The sequence below is a fragment of the Mesoplasma syrphidae genome (assembly GCF_002843565.1).
Taxonomy (GTDB): domain Bacteria; phylum Bacillota_I; class Bacilli_A; order Mycoplasmatales; family Mycoplasmataceae; genus Tullyiplasma; species Tullyiplasma syrphidae.
On the sequence record NZ_CP025257.1, the window covers coordinates 66,661 to 86,440 of the forward strand.

15 protein-coding genes and 1 riboswitch are annotated in these 19,780 nt (G+C 30.8%); of the genes, 7 read left to right on the plus strand and 8 right to left on the minus strand.

Annotated elements, in window-relative coordinates; all coding sequences use genetic code 4:
* Positions 1 to 13 precede the first annotated feature (13 nt).
* Genes CXP39_RS00255 through CXP39_RS00290 form a run of 8 tightly spaced genes read right to left on the minus strand, consistent with a single transcriptional unit; the run spans position 14 to position 9,473 of the window.
* Positions 14 to 1,201, minus strand: coding sequence for an acetate/propionate family kinase (locus CXP39_RS00255; RefSeq protein WP_027048348.1), 1,188 nt, complete (start codon positions 1,199 to 1,201; stop codon positions 14 to 16).
* Positions 1,201 to 2,172: a phosphate acetyltransferase gene (gene pta, locus CXP39_RS00260; RefSeq protein WP_027048349.1), complete on the minus strand. Its 972-nt coding sequence runs from the start codon at positions 2,170 to 2,172 to the stop codon at positions 1,201 to 1,203. Before pta ends, CXP39_RS00255 begins: the two co-directional genes overlap by 1 nt.
* A gap of 9 nt (positions 2,173 to 2,181) precedes the next feature.
* Positions 2,182 to 3,639, minus strand: a complete 1,458-nt coding sequence (gene lpdA, locus CXP39_RS00265; protein ID WP_084497579.1) for a dihydrolipoyl dehydrogenase — start codon at positions 3,637 to 3,639, stop codon at positions 2,182 to 2,184.
* A 21-nt stretch (positions 3,640 to 3,660) separates the two neighbouring features.
* On the minus strand, positions 3,661 to 4,971 hold the full coding sequence (locus CXP39_RS00270; protein WP_027048350.1) for a dihydrolipoamide acetyltransferase family protein: 1,311 nt from the start codon (positions 4,969 to 4,971) through the stop codon (positions 3,661 to 3,663).
* A gap of 20 nt (positions 4,972 to 4,991) precedes the next feature.
* Entirely contained in the window at positions 4,992 to 5,975 is a 984-nt protein-coding gene (locus CXP39_RS00275; protein ID WP_027048351.1) for an alpha-ketoacid dehydrogenase subunit beta, read from the minus strand.
* A 2-nt stretch (positions 5,976 to 5,977) separates the two neighbouring features.
* Positions 5,978 to 7,087, minus strand: coding sequence for a thiamine pyrophosphate-dependent dehydrogenase E1 component subunit alpha (locus tag CXP39_RS00280; RefSeq protein WP_027048352.1), 1,110 nt, complete (start codon positions 7,085 to 7,087; stop codon positions 5,978 to 5,980).
* Positions 7,088 to 7,107: 20 nt separating this feature from the next.
* Positions 7,108 to 8,103 (minus strand): lipoate--protein ligase, encoded by a 996-nt coding sequence (gene lplA / locus CXP39_RS00285; RefSeq protein ID WP_027048353.1) that lies wholly within the window; start codon positions 8,101 to 8,103, stop codon positions 7,108 to 7,110.
* On the minus strand, positions 8,103 to 9,473 hold the full coding sequence (locus CXP39_RS00290; RefSeq protein WP_027048354.1) for an FAD-dependent oxidoreductase: 1,371 nt from the start codon (positions 9,471 to 9,473) through the stop codon (positions 8,103 to 8,105). The genes lplA and CXP39_RS00290 overlap by 1 nt, the downstream gene beginning before the upstream one ends.
* 198 nt (positions 9,474 to 9,671) lie before the next feature.
* Here CXP39_RS00290 and CXP39_RS00295 point away from each other — a divergent pair, with 198 nt between their 5' ends.
* The 7 genes from CXP39_RS00295 (at position 9,672) to CXP39_RS00325 (ending at position 19,705) form a co-directional block, all read left to right on the plus strand.
* On the plus strand, positions 9,672 to 10,196 hold the full coding sequence (locus CXP39_RS00295) for a GNAT family N-acetyltransferase (protein WP_027048355.1): 525 nt from the start codon (positions 9,672 to 9,674) through the stop codon (positions 10,194 to 10,196).
* Between the two features lie 67 nt (positions 10,197 to 10,263).
* Positions 10,264 to 10,358: riboswitch (purine riboswitch) on the plus strand.
* Positions 10,359 to 10,419: 61 nt separating this feature from the next.
* Positions 10,420 to 11,718, plus strand: coding sequence for an adenylosuccinate synthase (locus CXP39_RS00300; RefSeq protein WP_027048356.1), 1,299 nt, complete (start codon positions 10,420 to 10,422; stop codon positions 11,716 to 11,718).
* The gene (gene purB / locus CXP39_RS00305) at positions 11,711 to 13,003 is read left to right on the plus strand and encodes an adenylosuccinate lyase (protein ID WP_027048357.1); all 1,293 of its coding nucleotides are present in this window, start codon (positions 11,711 to 11,713) and stop codon (positions 13,001 to 13,003) included. Before CXP39_RS00300 ends, purB begins: the two co-directional genes overlap by 8 nt.
* A gap of 74 nt (positions 13,004 to 13,077) precedes the next feature.
* Positions 13,078 to 14,073 (plus strand): HU family DNA-binding protein, encoded by a 996-nt coding sequence (locus tag CXP39_RS00310; RefSeq protein WP_051591884.1) that lies wholly within the window; start codon positions 13,078 to 13,080, stop codon positions 14,071 to 14,073.
* A gap of 133 nt (positions 14,074 to 14,206) precedes the next feature.
* Positions 14,207 to 14,962 carry a polysaccharide deacetylase family protein gene (locus tag CXP39_RS00315; protein ID WP_101305110.1) on the plus strand — a complete coding sequence of 252 codons (756 nt, stop codon included), beginning with the start codon at positions 14,207 to 14,209 and terminating at the stop codon, positions 14,960 to 14,962.
* Positions 14,963 to 15,364: 402 nt separating this feature from the next.
* Positions 15,365 to 18,037: an HAD-IC family P-type ATPase gene (locus tag CXP39_RS00320; RefSeq protein WP_027048360.1), complete on the plus strand. Its 2,673-nt coding sequence runs from the start codon at positions 15,365 to 15,367 to the stop codon at positions 18,035 to 18,037.
* A 90-nt stretch (positions 18,038 to 18,127) separates the two neighbouring features.
* Positions 18,128 to 19,705: an APC family permease gene (locus tag CXP39_RS00325; RefSeq protein WP_051591885.1), complete on the plus strand. Its 1,578-nt coding sequence runs from the start codon at positions 18,128 to 18,130 to the stop codon at positions 19,703 to 19,705.
* Positions 19,706 to 19,780 lie beyond the last annotated feature (75 nt).

Consider the following 19,780-nt stretch of genomic DNA (forward strand, 5'->3'; position numbering starts at 1 on the left):
TTTTTTAGCGCTCTTATTTCAAAAAACTCAATGTGTTTTGATAAATCATACTTTCTTCGTCAGTTCTAATTACATATACTGGAATAGCTGAACTGTTGGCACTAATAAGTTTAAAACTATCATTTTTTTCATTATTAGCCGTTTGATCAAGATTAACATTCAAAATCTTAATTTTGTCAATTATTCCTTGACGATTTTCAGGAGAGTTTTCACCAATTCCTGCTGTAAAAATAATAGCATCAACATAAGGTAATCTATTAACAAAAGTCACAATGTTATCAGCTACTGTTTGCTCATATTTATTAACAGCCAATTTAGCGTTATCATTACCTTTTGCGCTAGCAAGAATTAAATCACGCATATCTGCAGAAATTTCACTCATTCCCAACAAACCAGATTTTTTATTTAGCATTTCAGTAACTTCTGAAATTGTCATCGACAGTTTTTTAGTTATAAATTCTAAAATCGAAGGATCAATATTCCCCGAACGAGTACCCATCATTAATCCACCTAAAGGTGTAAATCCCATTGTTGTGTCTAATGATAGTCCATTTTGAATACAAGCCATGCTAGAACCACTTCCCAAGTGGCAAATAACTAAGTTAAGATTTTCCTTATTTTCTTTTGCCAATTCGGCAAATTTCTCAACAATATATTGATAACTTAAACCATGAAATCCAAACTTTCTAACGTTATATTTTTTGTATCATTCAATAGGTAAAGGATACAAAAAATTACTTTTTGGTATTGTATGGTGGAATGCATTATCAAAGTTTCCTACAAGAATAGCATTGGGAGTGATTTTTTTAAAAGCATCAATTGCTACTAAGGCACCTGGATTATGAAGAGGCGCAAATTCAATACTGTCAAATATTGCCTTATATACTTTATCATTAATAATTGTTGGTTCAGTAATTGAACCTCCATTTACAATTCGGAAACCGATAGCCACGATTTCATCAATTGTTTTAATAACCCCTAAATCTTGAAATTTACTTAAAATTCCTTTAACAGCGCTTTCATGATTTTGAAAATCCATATTTCAAGTGGTCCTATTATCCTTGTACTTAATTGTCAAAATTCCATCAAGAGTAATTCTTTCAGCAATTCCTTCCAAAACTGTTTGATTATCTTGTGAAGGTTCCTTTTTATAAAGTTTAAATTTGATTGAACTGCTACCTGAGTTTATAACTAAAATCATTAAGCCACCTCGCTTGCTTGAAAAATTGTAATAATGGCTGTACTAATTATATCTTCTAGAGTTGCTCCACGACTTAAATCATTAACCGGCTTGTTAAGGCCCAAAATAAATGGACCAATTGCGTTTCAATTACCCATTCTTTGAGCAATTTTGTAGCCGATATTTCCTGCGTTAATATCTGGAAATACAAATACATCTGGAATCAATTTAGTTAAAGTATTAGTGGGAAATTTTTTTGAGCGCACTGTTTGGTCAAAAGCAGCATCAAATTGAACTTCACCTGCAAAATTAAAGTCAACTTTTTGTTCCTTCAAAATTGAAACAGCAGATTGAACTTTTATAACATCCTCACCTTTGCCAGATCCATTTGTTGAATAACTTAACAAAGCCGCCTCGGGCTCTTTTACATTCATTGAACGAGCAAATTCAACAGTCATTTTTGTAATATCAACAAGTTGAGCAGCATTAGGTTTGATATTAAAACCACAATCAGTAAACAATAAACTTTGGTCATCTTTTTGCATTATTAAAACAGAACTAGCCAAACTATAACCAGGAGCAGTCTTAATAATCTGTAAAGCAGGTCTTAAAGAATCTGCAGTAGTATAAGTTAAACCTAACAACATACAATCTGCTTTACCTAATTCAACAAGTAAAGTACCAACATAGTTTGGCTGCTTAATAACTGTATTAGCGATTTCTAAAGTGGCTTTTTCTTTTCTAATTGCAAGAAAAGCATCACGCAGTTCGCTTAAATCATAAGAGTCCAAAATAATTTTTTCGACTTGAGAATTTAAGTCAGAAGAAATATTTTCGCTAGTCTCAAAAATCACAATTGGAATTGCTAAATTATTTTCGACTAAGTAATTTGCTGTCTTAATTATTGAAGGTTCATTACCCTCAGGTAAGACAATTCTTTTTTTAACTTTCGAGTTGCTAATAAAATTTTTAATTTCATTAATTGTATACATGTATTTCTCCTATAGATTTAATGGTTTTCCAGATTCCAATGCCTCAGCAGCTTCACCAATAGCTTCACTCATTGTTGGGTGAGGATGTATAGCACGAGCAAGCTCATAAATTGTACCTTCGCATTCAATTAAAGTTGTTATTTCAGAAATCATTTCTGTTGCACGATTACCAATAATATGCGCTCCCAATAAAGCCTTTGTTTCGGGATCCATAATTAACTTTACAAATCCAACGCTATCATCATCAGCTAAAGCTTTACCAATTGCCGCAAAAGGAAAATTAAATTTTTCATATTTAACATTGTCATCTTTCAATTGCTTTTCAGTTTTACCAATTGCAGCAATTTCAGGAGATGTATAAATACAACTTGGAATTCGATCATAATTCATTTTTAAATCAAGATTTTTTGCAATACGATTAGCAACAACCAAACCTTGATGACTAGCAACATGAGCCAACATTGATTTACCTGTTACGTCTCCAATAGCATAAACTCCATCAATATTAGTTTCACAATAATCATTAACCTCAACAGCATTACGTTCTGTCATTTTAAGATTCAAGTTATCAAAACCTTTAATCACAGTTTTACGGCCAACTGACTGTAAAATGTAGTCGGCACTAACTTTTTGTTCTTTGCCATTAGCTTCATATACTAATTCGTTATTTGATAGTTCTTTGACTTTAGCATCAGTTATTAAGTCAATTGCATATTTATTAACAATCACCTTTGTCATTTCAGCAATTATGTCCTCATCCAACATTTCTAAAATAGTTGGTAAACCTTGCAATAAAGTCACTTTTGCTCCAAGTTGAGCATATAAACAAGCAAATTCAACACCAATAACTCCTCCTCCAATTATGACAATTGATTTAGGAATTTTTGGTAATGCCAAAGCCTCAGTTGAGGTAATAATTTTTCCAGCAGCATAGCCTTTCTCAAAGCCAGGCAAATTTAGAGTAATTGGCACTGAACCAGTAGCGATAACGATATTTTTAAATTGATAGTTCTTATCATTAATTGCTAAGATATTTCTACTAGCAACTTCAGCTTCGCCCTTGATTATTGTTACCTTATTTTTTTTCAATAAATATTCAACTCCTGTAGTCAATTTTTTAACCACAGCATTTTTACGATCTTGCGCTTTAGATCAATTTAGTTTAGGCTTAGGATCATTTTCAAATTCAATTCCAAATTTTTCAGCCTTCATGATTTGGTCGAAAACTTTAGCCGTTTTTAATAAAGCTTTTGTGGGAATACATCCAATATTTAAACAAACACCACCAAAACTATTTTTTTCAACAATCATTGTTTTCAAACCTAATTGTGCACATTTAATAGCACAAACATACCCACCAATTCCAGCACCAATAATAACAACATCGAATGTATCTTCGATGTTGCTTGTTTTTGCTTGAGAATTAGAGTTTAAAGGGCATGTTCCATGATTATTTTGTAAGTTCATAGAATTTTCCTTCTTTCATAACTATGTTAATAAAATAATTGGGTTTGTTAAGTATTCTTCTACTTTTTGTAAGAAACGTCCAACATCGGCACCATCAATTACTCTGTGATCAGCTGTAATTGAAAATGGCATAATGTATCTTGGTTTAACTTCATCACCAATATAAACGGGCTCTTTTTTCATAATTCCAACTCCCATAATTGCAGATTCTGGAGAATTAATAATTGGAGTTGCATATTCCAAACCAACACTTCCAATATTTGAAATTGTAAAGGTTCCATTAGTCATATCACTAACAGCCAATTTTTTGTCTTTAGCTTTTGAAGCAATGTTGCTAATCTCTTTAGCAATTTCAAATAAACTTAAATTGTTAGCATTGAAAATAACAGGAACTACAAGTCCATATGGAGTATCTACAGCTACAGATATATTAATATTTTTAATATATTGAATTGCGTTGTTTTCTTCATCAATACGAACATTAATATTTGGATTATCAACTAAAGCTTTTGCAACAGCCTTAACAACAAAAGCTAAATATGTTAATTTAATATCGCTTTGCTTTGCGAAGTCCTTTAAATTGTTACGCAAATCATAAATATTAGTAATGTCAATTTTCTTAAATGATGTAAATGAAGCATTTGTTGAGTGTGAATATTTCATTGCCTTAACAGTTGCCTTACGAATTCCTGTCATAGAAATTGCTTCGACTTCTAAACCTGTCGTTGATAAATTAGAACGAACGGGTTGTTGAGCTGTAGCAGGTTGAACAGAAGCAGAAGCTTGGTTATTATAAGCCTCAATATCTTCAATTGAAATTCTTCCACTTGGTGAGGAAGCAATAATTTTGGACAAATCAATGTTCAATTTAACTGCCATTCTTCTTGCTTGTGGAGTTGCACGAATTTCTGCTGCTGGCTTTTTAATATCTGATGGTTGCGGAACTTGACGAGTAATTACATGATTTGAAACAGGTGTAGAACCAACAACACTCGCATTTTCTTCTTCAGGTTCTGGTAAATTTGGAACGCATGATCCTCCACTAATTTCAGGCTCTTTGCTGGCTGTTGAAACGTTTGAATCAGCAGCAGTAGTAGAGCCGTCATCAATTATGAAAACAACGTCACCAACATTAATATCTTGATCTTTTTTAATCAATATTTCAGACACTTTTCCATCAACAGGAGAAGGAATTTCGGCATTAACTTTATCAGTTTCTACGGCAAATAAACTTTGTCCCATTTTTACAGAATCACCGATGTTAACAAGAACTTCGGTTACTTTTCCTTCATGTAAACCTTCTCCGATATCGGTAAATTTAACTTTAAACATATTTTCTTCTTTCTATAGTTCTAATATTCTAAAACTTCATGAATTTTATCCAAGATTTTGTATGGATTAATATTAAATCAACGTTCTCCTTGAACAAAAGGAATATTTACATCATATCCAGTACAACGTGTTAATGGAGCTTTCAAATAATCAAAACAGTTTTCATTAACTGACGCAATAATTTCGCTTGCAACACCAAATGACTTAGCTGCTTCATTAACAATTAATAGTCTTCCTGTTTTTGTTACAGATTTAAATACCATATCGCGATCTCAAGGATTAATTGTTCTTAAATCAATTAAATCAACAGTAACCTCAGGATGAGTTTCTTTTAAAAGTTCAAGTGCTTTTTGACAATCCACAGTTGGTGCTCCGTAAGTTACAATTGTTAAATCATCTCCCTCTTGAATTTTATATCCTACTCCAATTGGAACAGTATAGTATCCTTCAGGAACTTCTTGTTTAAACGCACGATACAATTTAGTTGGTTCTAAAAAGATTACGGGATCTGGTGAATCAATTGCAGCAAGTAGCAATCCTTTAGTGTCATATGGTGTTGACGGAATAATTACTACTAAACCTGGTGTATGTGAATAAATAGCTTCAAAAGATTCAGAGTGATGCTCAAGAGCACTAATTCCTCCACCCATTGGAGTTCTAATTACTAGTGGACATGTATATTTTCCACGAGTTCTGTTACGCATTTTTCCTAAATGAGTTGTAATATTTTGCAAGGCTGAACGCCCTAATCCTTCAAATTGCAATTCCACAACTGGAGATAGACCATTAATTGCCATACCAATTGCTGCACCAATAAATAAATTTTCTGAAATTGGCGCATTAAATGATCTTTCAATTCCATATTTTTGTTGAAGTCCTTCAGTAGCTCTGAAGACTCCTCCTTCGAAACCAACGTCTTCTCCATATGTTACGACGTTTTGATTTCTTTCCATTGCGACATCAAGTGCTTGGTTAACAGCTTTAATATTATTAATTAATGGCATAATTAGTGTCCTCCCTTAACTGAATTAGGATATTTTTCATAAAATCTTCGTGCTTCTTCAAATTGTTCTTCAAGCTGATCATTTTTTTCAGCAAATGTGTAATTAAAGATATCTTCAAGTGGGTATGCTTTGTTTTGCTCCATTCAATCAAATTGTTCTTTAACATACTGATCATGTTCATTATCCAATGCTTCTTGTTGAGCATCGCTTCACACTTTATTTTTAATTAAATAAGTTTTTAATCTAATTAGAGGATCACGACTTTTAGCATCTTCAAATTCTTTAGGATCACGGTAAACATCAGGATTATCAGCACTAGAATGAGGTCCTAAACGATAAGTTTCACATTCAACAAGGAATGGCCCTTTACCCTCGCGAACTCATTGAGCAACTTCTTTAAATACTCCATAACATGCTAAAAAGTCGTTACCATCAACTTTTAATGAAGGAATTCCAACAGCAATACTTTTAATAGCAAAGTTAAGTGATTTAGTTTGTTCTCCTCTTGGAGTTGAAATGGCTCATTGATTATTTTCACAAACAAAGATCACTGGAGATTCATGAACTTTTGCAAAATTCATTGCCTCAAAAACTTCTCCTTCACTCATTCCACCATCACCAGTAACTGTTAAAGCAATTGCATCAGACCCTTTATATTTTTCAGCAAAGGCAATTCCTGTAGCATGACTGAATTGACTACCAATTACGATGTTTGGAGGTAAAACATTAACCCCATCTGGAGATTTTGCTCCATACTCATTTCCTGCTCAATATAACATCACATTTTTAATTGGCACTCCGCATGTAATTCATGCAGCATTATTTCTGTATCCAGAAATAAATCAGTCTTTGCCCTTAATTAAGTTTAAAGAATAGGCAACTTCACAAGCTTCTTGTCCTGTAGAACTTAAAAATGATAGCAATCTTCCTTGTCTTTGTACAAGATTTTGAAAAATATCTTGTCTTCTTGAAAGATTCATAATTTTATATGCTTCCAAAGTTTCTTCCAAACTAATTTCGGGCATTAAATCCTTGTTAATAATTTTTCCAGAACTATCCATTACACGAATAATTTCATCTTTTGTTACATCAAATTTTTCAATATATTTCATATATTCCTCCTTAAATTTGATTAGAATAATAAATTAGTAATATCGTCAATTTCAAATGTATCACCAAATATTTCTGCCATATTGATGTGGCGTATTACATTAGTAATTGCATCTTTTTCATATTTTTGGCCTATTAATAATTTTTCCAAATTTTCTGTTCCTAAATAACCTAAAAAATCCCCATAAAATTTAATATTTGAAATGTACCCTTCAGATGTTGAAAATCTTATTTCCAATAAACCTTTATTTGGAAGATAAACTTTTGTAGTCTTAGCAAACGAAGCATTTTTTCCAAACGTTCATTCCCAAGTAGAATACTTTTCTTTTGCAAGCTTATCAATTACAGCTAAATCTTCAGAAGACAAATTGATTTCTTCTACATCTTGGTTTTTTAAATAAGAATTTTTCAAATCATTAATAAATTTCTTTAAATCTTTAGTCTCATTCAATAATGCTGAAATATTGGCAACTCTAGAACTAACTGAAGCAATTTTTTTGGATTCCATTTTTGTACGATCAACAATTAAATAGTCGTTAATTTTAGCTAAGTCAACATCATATAATAATGTTCCATGCTGAAGTACTCGGTCATTAGTTTTTAACTGCGCATTCCCAGAAACTTTAAAACCATCAATTTCAATATCATTGCGACCTGAAAAACTAGCATTTAAATTTTTGTCTCTTAAAAAATCTACAATTGGATTTAAAGTTCTTTGAAAGTTTTCATTAATGCTTTTTTGATCATTTTCAACAATTAAAGAAAAACATATATTTCCCAAATCTTGATAGACTGTTCCACCACCAGTGTTTCTTCGAACAATAGTAACTTCATTAGCATTGGCTTTTTCAATATTTATTTCCGAATAGGCATTTTGATTACGACCAACGACAATTGTATTTTGGTTTTGTCACAAAAAGAAAATTGGTGTTTTAAAATTTTTATTGTAGGTTAAATATTCTTCACATGCTAAATTTCAATAAGGATTCGTTTGCCTTGAAACAATTAAACTTATCATTACTTTTTGTCACTTTTTTTAAAATAATTCAATCCCAGAACTTCCAACCCAGCCAAAGTTACAAAGTTATAAGGTTTATTAAAGTGAGGTAAAAAGAACATATCAACTAATGGTAATTCATCAATTGTAAGTCCTTTTCAAATACCAAGTGAAAACATATGAATAATTTCTGTGTGGTTATTTTCTCCGGCAACTTGTGCCCCAATAATTTTTCTTGTCGTTTTATCTCAAATGATTTCCAAATAAACTGGTTTTGTTGATGACATAAATTCTGGGCGGTCATTGTCAGTAAAGAAAATTTTGTCATAATCAATATTTAGTGATTGAGCAACTTTCTCAGTAATTCCAACAGATGCCATTTTCATTCCAAAAACATCAATTGCGTTTGATCCACAAAATCCTGGTGATGGCAATGAATTTGGTTTAATAATATTCATAGCTGCTAAAATTCCTGTACGAACTGAAGTAGTTGCCAAAGCAATTGGATGATTCTTTGCAGTAGCATTGTCGTAGACTTCAATACAATCTCCAATAGCATAAATATCAGAATTAGAAGTTTGCATGTATCGGTCAACTTTAATACTTCCATTGCTGGCTAAATCTACTATTCCTTGTAGCATTCCTGTTTGAGGTTTAATTCCTAAACAAAATACAACGTAATCTGTGTCAATAACGCTATTTTCAGTAACAACCTGTATTACCTTATCTTTTTGACCAACAAATTCAACTACTTTTTCACCAAGAACTAAAGATACACCAGCATCAGTCATTCTTTTTTCAATTAAAGAAGTGAAATTTTCTCCATAATAGTTAGGCATGATTCGATCAGCGACATCAATTAAGGTTACTTTTTTGCCAGCTTCATGGAATGCTTCTACTAATTCTACTCCAATATAGCCAGCGCCAACTACTGTAATATTTTCAATATTTTTATCATTGTTAACTTCTTTTAAAATTTTTCCGTGATGATAGTTTTTACAAATTTGAACTCCGTTTAAATTAATTCCTGGAATTGGTGGTTGCACTGGTCATGAACCAGTAGCAACAATTAATTTGTCATAACTATCTTCAAAAGTTTTATCTGTTTTAAGATTCTTAATTAAAACGGTTTTTTTATCGGGATTAATTCCGACTCATTCATGCTGCATATGAACTTCAATGCCTTCAGCTGCTAGAGTTTCTGGAGATGCATAAAATAACCCCTGAGGGTCTTTAACTTCATCTTTAACTCATAAAGCAATACCACATCCTAAAAAAGAAATGTTGTCATTTCTATCATAAGTTGTCACGGTAACACTTGGATCCAAACGTTTTAATGTTCGGACGGCAGTCGTACCTGCATGATTGGTTCCAATTACAATTACTTTCATTATTTGTAATTCCTCCTATTTTGTTGGAGTATTTCTCCATATATAATTTTATGTTCTTATCACAAAGAGTTAGTGAGAATATAGTAAATATAATCTGGAAAACATTTTGTGAATTACCAACCTAAATGGAAAAATTTCCACACAATTATTATAAAAAAGAGTATAATAATTAAATGCATTAATTTTTTTGGAGGCTTTATGAAAAAAATTGTTTTAATTAATCCAACTATAGCATATGAAGCTGAGATTAAAAAATATGTTGAAGAATTTGATAATAAAGTTATTGAAGGAAGTTCTCAACTATTTGCTATGTCGAATATTAAAGAGTGATTGCAATATTTAAAAAATCAAAAGGACGCCAAAAATTTGCCGCTTGGCAGAGTACCCTCACTGGAATTTCTAGTAGTTGATATAGAAAGTACTGAATTAGTTGGTTTAGTTAATATTCGCTTAAGTTTAACAGAATATTTATTAAATTATGGTGGTCATATTGGTTATTCTGTTAGTCCAAAACATCGCCGCAAAGGTTATGGAACTGAAATTTTAAAGTTGGCTTTACAAGAAGCAACAAAGCACGGGATTAAACAAGTTTTGGTAACTTGTAAAGCAGATAATATTGGATCAATGAAGGTTATCCTTAACAACAAGGGTATACTAGAAGACCAAAGATATGAACCAGAGCAAAAACTAGTTTTTAATCGTTACTGAATTTCTGTGGAGTAACAAAAATCAAAAAAACTTTGAATATTTTTTTTAAAGTTATTATGTGGATATAGAGTATAATAATTTATGTAATTTAATATAGAAAACTTATATAATTCTGCATAGTGGGCAGGAGTCTCTACCTTACACCAATGTAAGATTATGAGTTATTAAAACTAGCAAAAAAGCTATGGGTTTTCGTAATCTTTTTTTGTTAGTTTTTGTTTGTTTTCAAGGAGGAAATATGGAAAGAAAATATAAATCATTAGTCGTAGTTGGAACACAATGAGGTGATGAAGGAAAAGGTAAAATTACAGATTATTTTGCTCAGAAGGCAGACATGGTTGTAAGGTTTGCTGGTGGAGATAATGCTGGTCATATGATTGAGTTCAACAATAAACGTCACAAAGTTACAATTGTTCCTTCAGGAATTTTTAACCCAGAAGTTCTAAATGTAATTGGTAATGGAGCGGTTGTCAATTTGGAAAAACTAGTTTTGGAAATGCAACGCTTACAAGAATCACATATTAATACTGATAACTTATTTATTTCTGATCGCGCACATTTAATTTTTGATTGACACTGTCAAATTGATGAGTTACAAGAAGAAGCTCGTAAGGCTCAAAAAATTGGAACTACGAAGCGAGGAATTGGCCCAACGTATGCAGATAAGGCGTCTCGTTATGGGATTAGAGTATGCGATGTTAAGCAACCTAATTTTAAATCTGTTTTGCAAGAGAATTTGGATTATCATAATGAAATAATCACAAAAATCTATAATGGGAATAGTTATTCATTTTCAGAGGTTTATGAAAAACTAATGAAGTACTATAACTTTATTGCTGATAAAATTGTTGATTCTGGAGAAGTAGTCGCAAGAACAATTGAAAATAATAACTTTGTCTTATTTGAGGGAGCGCAAGGAGTATTACTTGATATTGATCACGGAACATACCCATTTGTTACATCTTCATCATGTTCTGCGAACAATGCCTCAATTGGAACTGGAATTCATGCCAAACATGTTCAAAAAGTTGTTGGTGTTGCAAAAGCATATAATACTCGTGTTGGAGCTGGAGGAATGCCTACAGAAATTACAAATGAGGTTTGCTTAAGAATTCGCGAACGTGGAAATGAATATGGATCAAACTCAGGACGACCAAGAAGAATTGGTTGATTTGATGCAGTAGCTATGAAATACGCAGTTAGAGTTGGTGGAATTGATGAACTATTTTTAACATTATTTGATGTTTTGGATACTGAAAAAATTATTAAAATTTGTGTCGCTTATGAACTTGACGGAAAACAAATTCAAACTATGCCAGCTAATGATAATGATTTATTGAGATGTCAGCCGATTTATATTGAAATGCCAGGATGACAAACAGATATTACTAAAGTACGAAGCTATGAAGAATTGCCTCAAAATGCTAAAAATTATATGGCAAAAATTGCTGAAATTACCGGAGCTAAATTTTTGGGATTTTCTGTTGGTCCAGATCGTACGCAAACAATTCTATTAAAAGGAGAATTTGATGATTAACAGATATACGATTGAAGATGTTGAAAATATTTGAAGTGATCAAAATAAATATAATATTTGATTGAAGGTTGAACAGTTAGTTTGTGAGGCTTGAGCTAAAATTGGTGTAATTCCTGAAGAAGATGTTAGATTAATTAAGGAAAAAACTTATGTTGATTTAAAGCGTATGGCAGTAATAGAAGAAGAGACTAAACATGATGTTGTTGCATTTACTAGAATGCTTTCTGAGCAATTAAATGTTGAAAGTAAATGAATTCATTTGGGAATTACTTCAACAGATATTGTCGATACAGCTCAAAACTATATGATCAAAGAATCAAATCAAATTATATTTAAAGAGCTATTTGAAATAACAGAAGTTTTGAAAAAATTGGCAATTGCCAATCAAGATATTTTAATTATGGGACGTACTCATGGAATGTATGGTGAACCTACATCACTAGGACTGAAATTTGCTTTATGATATGAAGAATTTATGCGTCAAATTGAGCGTTTTGAATTGGCAGCAGCGCATATTGAAGTAGCGAAAATTTCTGGATCAATGGGAAATTATGCGAACTTGGAATTAGAAATCGAAGATTATGTGGCTGAAAAATTAGAACTTGGAATTGATACTTTATCAACACAAGTAACTCAACGTGATCGTCATGCATTTTTGATTGAAGTATTTGCTAACATTGCTTCGACTTTAGAAAAAATTGCAACAGAAATTAGACTATTCCAAAGATCTGATGTTAATGAAATGGCTGAAGGTTTTGCTAAAAATCAAAAAGGTTCTTCATCAATGCCTCATAAAAAAAACCCAATTTCAAGTGAAAATATTTCAGGATTGGCTCGTTATATTCGTGCTCAAGTTATTGTAGTTCTAGAAAACAATAATTTATGACATGAACGTGATATTTCCCATTCATCAAATGAGCGAATTATTTTTCCAGATGTATATAATGTTTTAGTTTATGCTATTCGTAGAATGAAAGATACATTAGAAAATTTGGTAATAAATTACGATGTAATACAACAACATATTATTGATGCTAAAAACATTTATTTTTCTCAAAGAGTTTTGACATACGTTTTAATGTTCAATAAAAAGGTTACTCGTGAAATTGTTTATGACATAATTCAAGAGGCAACATTGGAGTGTTTAAGAGAACATACTGACTTTAAAGATGTTATTTTGAAAAGTCAAATAGTCAATTATATTTCTAAATCAGAGCTATCACTTTTATTTGATGACCAGTTTTTTAACCGTCAAACAAAAAAAATATTTGAGAAAATATTTTAATTTTAAAGATTATAATGACTTTTAAAGATTTTATAAATATAATAAAATATAGATTAAAATCATATGGAGGCATTATGGAAATAACTGTAGTAGAAAAAAAGGGTAATAGAAGAGCTATTAATTATTGATTAGTATTCTTTTTAATAATTTTCTTAGCATCATTTGCTGTTGCAATGTTAATTAAAATTTTAAACCCAGTATTTAACCAAGAAGAGGGGCTTACAAAAGACTTTTTGTTTGGACCTGCAGGAGTAATCAACTTTAGTTTGGCAAATTGAAATAACGGAGTCGCATTTAGAGTAGATTTTATTGCTAACATCTTTTTATTAATTGTGGCACCAGCTTCATTTTTAATATGAGTTCTTTTATCAATTCTTGCGATTTATACAGCAAATGACGAAATTGTAATTGAACAAAACGAAGAGATAATTGCTGAAGAATCAAAATGTGAGATTAAAGATTTTTCGCCAATTTTTAATATTAATTGTGTTTGTGGAAAAAATGAAGAGACAACCCTTGCTGAAAGTAGCCAAATAGATGAAAATCAGATAGTCATAGAAAAACTAATGATTGAAGAAAAGATTGAGGAAGAAGTGTTTGAAAAAAATCAAGAAGCTCAAGAGAACAATGAAGTTTTGAGTGGCGAAGAAGTTATTAATGAAAAAATTGAAATTGAAGAGAAAACGAAAAGAAAAGTAGCTAGTAAAAAAGCTGAGCCAATTGTAGTTGAAGAAACAACTAAAGAAATCATTAAACCAAAAGCAAATAAGACTCCTAAAATTAAAAAAGAGCAAGTTTCTAAAAAAATGATTTTGGATGAACTTATAGCGAATAATTCAGACATTTCTAAAAAACGAGTTAAAGCAATTATGGACCATACTTTTGCAACTATGCAAAGAAAACTACAAGAATCTGAAGAAGTGACAATTTCAGGTTTTGGTAAATTGGTAACAGTTGCTAAGCCTTCAAAAGTTTCTCGTAATCCTTTAACTGGTGAAACAATTAACATACCAGCTCAAACTGGGGTTAAATTTAAGCCGTCAAAAACTTTGAAAGAAAAAATGAAATAATTATCAAATATAATATTAAATAAAAAATACTCAAATATAATTTAACAAAATTTTAAATTTTGCCTTTATCTTAATATTCGAGTATTTTTTCTTTTTAAATAATGCTGGCATTAGTTTATTAGTAGGAGATATTATGAAAACAAGAATTACAAAAATTATTGCAACATGTTTTTTATTTGTTAGTGTGATTACGTGTATCTTTAATATTGCAACCATTAAGCAGGGATATGAAGTTAATCGAATTAAAACAGATCAAAGAGTTGTCATGCTTACCTTTGATGATGGGCCTACAACTGACGATTTAGATATTCTAAATATTTTGAAATCAGAAAATATTCATGCTACATTTTTTATGACAGGTGTAAACTTAGCAAAATATAAAACAGATCAAAACGTAAAAGTTGTTGTTGATAGGATAATAAAAGAGGGCCATACAATTGGTAATCATACATACAACCATAATGAATACATTCATAATGAAAAGAAACTGATTGAAGAAATTCAAAAGACTAATCAGCTAATTGAAAATGCTTATGTTGAAAATAATGTTTCAATTTTGAAAAAAGAAATTCCAGTTCGCTTATCGTATTTGCAATATTTTAAAGGAATTGACTTTGTTGAAAAACAAGTCGGCATTAAATATTTGGTAAGAGGTTATTTAGGAACTGATTATAACGAAGAAATTACTGGCAAAAATAAAATAATCAATCAGTACATGTCGCATTTATCTCCAGGAAAAATTTTTGTTTGTCATACCCGAAGCTACGCTAAAGTTTGACTTCCCAAACTTATAACTAATTTAAAAGAAAAAAGCTACAGTTTTGCGGCATTTAGAGATGACGCAGGTCAAATGGATTCGTATAAAAAATATGGAAAGTTGGTGTTTTAATGCACTTTTCAATCGTTGAGATTTTTCACCTATTGCTTAATAGTATCTGCGGCATATTTGGCTTAGTTTTTAGTATATATTTATTGACAAGGGTAAACTTTAAAAGAAAAAGTGAAGACAGTAAAGCGCTTAAAATCTTATTTTTAATTGGGCTATTGATAAGTTCATTGCTAATATTAGTTTTTTTGATTATAAGCTTAACAATTCTGAAATCATCATGGGCAGTGGTCGTTTTGGCTCCAACAATTTTATTAGGTTTTTCATTATTATTTTTTAGTGGATACCTTATTACAAGTTGATTTAGTACAAAAAACCTTAAGGAATATTAAGTCCTTACATTTTGAAGCATTTATTTCATTGGAAATGCTAAAATATTTTTAACAACTTTGGAGGCAAAATTTTGTGAAACAATATCATTATACAGAATCTAATAAGGTCATTGCAGTTGCTAATACCGATATTGAAAATTTATCATTGCAACTAGATACTAGCATTGGTATTAAGGAAAATTTTAGGTCACAGCAGAAAAAGAAATATGGTGGGAATGAAATTATTGTCCCCAAATTTCATCATGTTAAGAAATTTTTTGAAGCTCTAACAGAGCCCTTCAACTTATTATTATGGTTAATTGCAATCGGTGAACTGCTTATTTATATTTTCATAACAGATGAAGGTAAGCACGATTTAATTAATTTAATTTCCTCATTAATTGTTTTTTTCATGATTTTTTTGGCAGCGGTTATTGATTATATTCAAGAATTCAAAGCCTACAAAACAAATATTGAATTGAACAAAATCATTGAAAATAGCTTTTGAGTTTTAAACGGCTCAGTGACAAACTTTAACGATCTTAGTTTTTTAAATATTAAAAATAAGCTAATTAGTTGTGATCAATCTCAACTTTTATATGGAGATGTCATAGTTTTGCATCAAGGAGATATCGTTCCTGCGGATGCAAGAATATTGTGAACAAACAATTTTACAGTTAATCAGTCATCACTAACTGGCGAAGCAGAACCAGTTGAAAAGCTAATATCAAATTCAAAAGAGCGTTTAATTGAGCTGGACAATATTTTATTTGCTCAAACAGTAATAGCAACCGGAACTTGCATCGCCGTTATTATCAATGTTGGCGAAAAAAATTATGCTTCATCAATTTTGCAAATGGTTAATGATGATGAGCCAAGTGAGTATGAAAAAGGTTTGACTAAAATTACCCGTATTTTAGTGGCCTCAATTTTAGTAATGGTTCCAATAATTATGATTGCTGCAGGACTGCGAAGCGGGGGGACAAGTCAAGATTGAGTTTCTGCATTAATCTTTGCTTTGTCAATTGCTGTCGCTTTAACACCTGAAGCACTGCCGGCAATTATTTCTTCTAATCTAAAATTAGGAAGTAAAAAAATGGCCAAAGAAAAGGTTGTAATTAAAAAGCTTAGTGTTGTTCAAAATATGGGAAGCGTTGATATTCTAGCAACTGATAAAACTGGGACCTTAACTTTAGATAAAGTTCAATTAAATAGTTGCCAAAATTTCAATAATCAAGAAGACCCTTATTTGCTAAGAATGCTTTTCTTAAATGCAAGTTTTCAGCAAAATTTATCTAATAAAATAGATCAGGCTATCATTGATTTGCTTGCATCACAAATGGACTTATCAAATGTTGAACTTGTTGAAGACCAAGCCTTTAGTCATCAAACTCGAATTTCATCGGTCCTGGTTAAAGAAAACGATCACTACCTTCAAATTTCTAAAGGCTCTGTTGATGAAATCTTAAATCAATCAAAATTCATAAGACTTGGAAAAAAAGTTGTTATTTTATCTGATGAACTAGTTGATATGGTTAAACAAACAATTGACACATGAACAAAACAAGGATTTAGAAGCATTTTAATTAGTACAGCTGTAACGACCACACTTAAAGATACAGATTTGGTATTAGAAGGAATGGCTCTTTTTGAAGATGTATTAAAAAACGATGTCGTGGAAACATTGGAAATTATCAAGAAATACAGTATTGACTTAAAAATTTTGACAGGCGATGCCCAAGATATTGCTCTAAATATTGCTCATCAAATTAATTTAAAAACTTCCAGAACTTTGAGCGGCGAGCAGCTAGAAAATTATTCATCAGCTGAACTCCAAGAAATTTTAAAACTTTGCAATGTATTGGCAAAACTTTCTCCTACTGATAAAACAAAAATTATTGAAACTTTGAAAATTAATAATGTGATTGCATTTTTGGGTGATGGCATCAATGATGCTGGAGCTTTAAGAGCAGCTGACGTAGGAATTTCAGTTAACAATGGGACTCCGTTAGCAAAATCTGCTGCAGACGTCATTTTGTTGGAAAAAGACTTAAGAGTTTTGGAAAATGCTTTTGTTCAAGGTCGTGAAATTTTTGCAAATGCCATTAAATATATTAAAATTACAGTTGCATCCAACTTTGGAATGTTGCTAACTCTATTAATTTCCTCACTGTGACTTGAGTTTCCTTCTATGTCACCAATTCAATTATTATTGCAGAATTTGATTTTTGACTTTGCAAATTTAATTTTTGTATTTGATTCAGTTGACAATAGCAGTATTCGCAAACCACAAAAATGAAATGCTAAATCAATTATTCCATTTGGATTATGGAATGGGTTAGTTTTGACAATTATCAGTATTTTAAATTTTTTAATTTTGGGATTTGTTTTCGGTTTACTAACAAATGGAGTATATGCTCATGAAACAATTGATCAACAGCAATTTCAAACCGCATTCTTTTTAGAATCAATTTTGACGCACATTCTAATTATTTTAGTGTATAGAACAGAACATATATCATTTATTAAGGCTCGACCAACTAAAACATTAGTTTATGGTTTATTAGGATTTGCATTAATTCCGTTTTTGTTTATTGGGCTTGATAATCACTTAAATAATCTAGGATTTAAAATTATGAGTGGAACTCACCAAGGTGTCAATTTGGGTTGATGGTACCTTGTTTTAGTTGGACTTTTAGTATTAGCATGAGTACTAGCGGAATTGTTCAAAAAATGCTACAAGAAAGTTTTTAAATCGTGATTGTAAATTTTGCAAATCATCTCAAAACGAATTAGTTTTACTTTTCCGATTTATTATTATAAACTTATAGAAAATATGTCGAAAGGAAATCGTTATATGATAAAAAATAAAGCTAAGCTTTTTGAATTATTAACTTTATTTACAATGGTTGTTGGTACTGTTGTGGGAACGGGTATTTATGTCAAAAACAATGAGTTATTAGTTGAAACAGGTAATCCGATTATTGCGATTATTTTGTGATTTGTTGTTGGAATGGTATGTGTGGGAATTGTTTATGTCTTCATTGAAATTTCCTCTTCTACTAGAAAATTTGGAAATGGGACAGTTGGAAACTGAACAAAGCTATTTGTAGGCCGTAAAGCAGCATCAGTATGCAGCATGATGTATATGATTATTTATGTCCCAAGCTGTCAGGGAATTTTTACAGTATTGTTTGTTACCTATATTTTTAAAATTTTCAATGTCGTGTTGCCACCAGGTGCAATGTTTAGTCTATATTTGTTTATAGGAATTTCTATGATTGTAATTTTCTTATTTATTAATATGTATTCACCATTCAATGCTTCAAAAAAGATTTTAATTTTTGGAACCTTTTTTAAGTTTATTCCATTAATTATAGCGCTTTTTGCAGGATTTATTTTGGCTGGACCAAATGGTGCAATGAGTAACGGTGGGCTTAACGATCAATCATGGTCAACATCTGATTTTGATCCGGGATTATTTATTAGAGGTTTTGGTGGAATATTGTTTTCATTTGATGGGTTTATTTATATTGCAAATGCTCAAAAAACTGCTAAACATAAAGAAGTTGTTCCTAAAGCACTATTATTTGGAATGATCTTTGTAGCAATTTTTTATGTATTAATGGCCATTTCATTATTTTTAGGATCACCTGATGGAACAATTGAAAATATTCTGATTCAAGTATTTGGTGGTAAAGGAGCTGGCTCTCTAATCACTAACTTAGTGTCAATTGTAATTTGTTTTATAGGAATTAACATTTTTTCATATATCGGAGTTGTCGGAATGCAGTCTGATGCTCAATCTCGAGTTGTTTATTCAAAAGGAAGAAATATTGATTATATTAAAGCAGGATATATTCAAATGATTGCTTCTATTATTGTTTTCACATTGTTTCTAACATTAGGATTTGGTTTGTTCTCTGGAAATTGACATGGGTTTCAAACTAGTATAGATATTGATAATTATCAAAATTTAGTTTTCGGACATGCTGCTAAATATGTTGGAATTATGTCTTCAACTGCTGCTTGCTTTGGATTCTCATTTATAACATTGCTTATTTTTTCAGCAATTAGAAATCGCTGAACAAATAAAGTTGAAGTTTTAAAAATAAAAGGATTTTTGCCAGTTGCTTGAGTTTCAGGAATTCTTTTGGCAACATTTGTAATTTTAGGAATTTATACATTCTTAGTGCCAATTGATGTTTATAAGGGACAAACTAGTTGAATTGAGTCTTCAGGATTTATTTTCTTATTGCTTTTATTAGCGGGAATTTCAGCAATAGCAATTTTATACTTTATTCAAGAATATAAGTTTAAAAAAGACCCATTTGTTAATGGATTTGAAGGTGAAATTCAACCTGAAGAAGTTATTGCTAAGAAAAAAGTATCTGAAGTTATTAAGATAGTAAAGGCTAAAGTTCTAAGACGCTAAATAATGAAAAAACTATTAAAATCCATTTCTAATGGATTTTTTATTTATGATAAAATTATAAATGATAATGAGGTA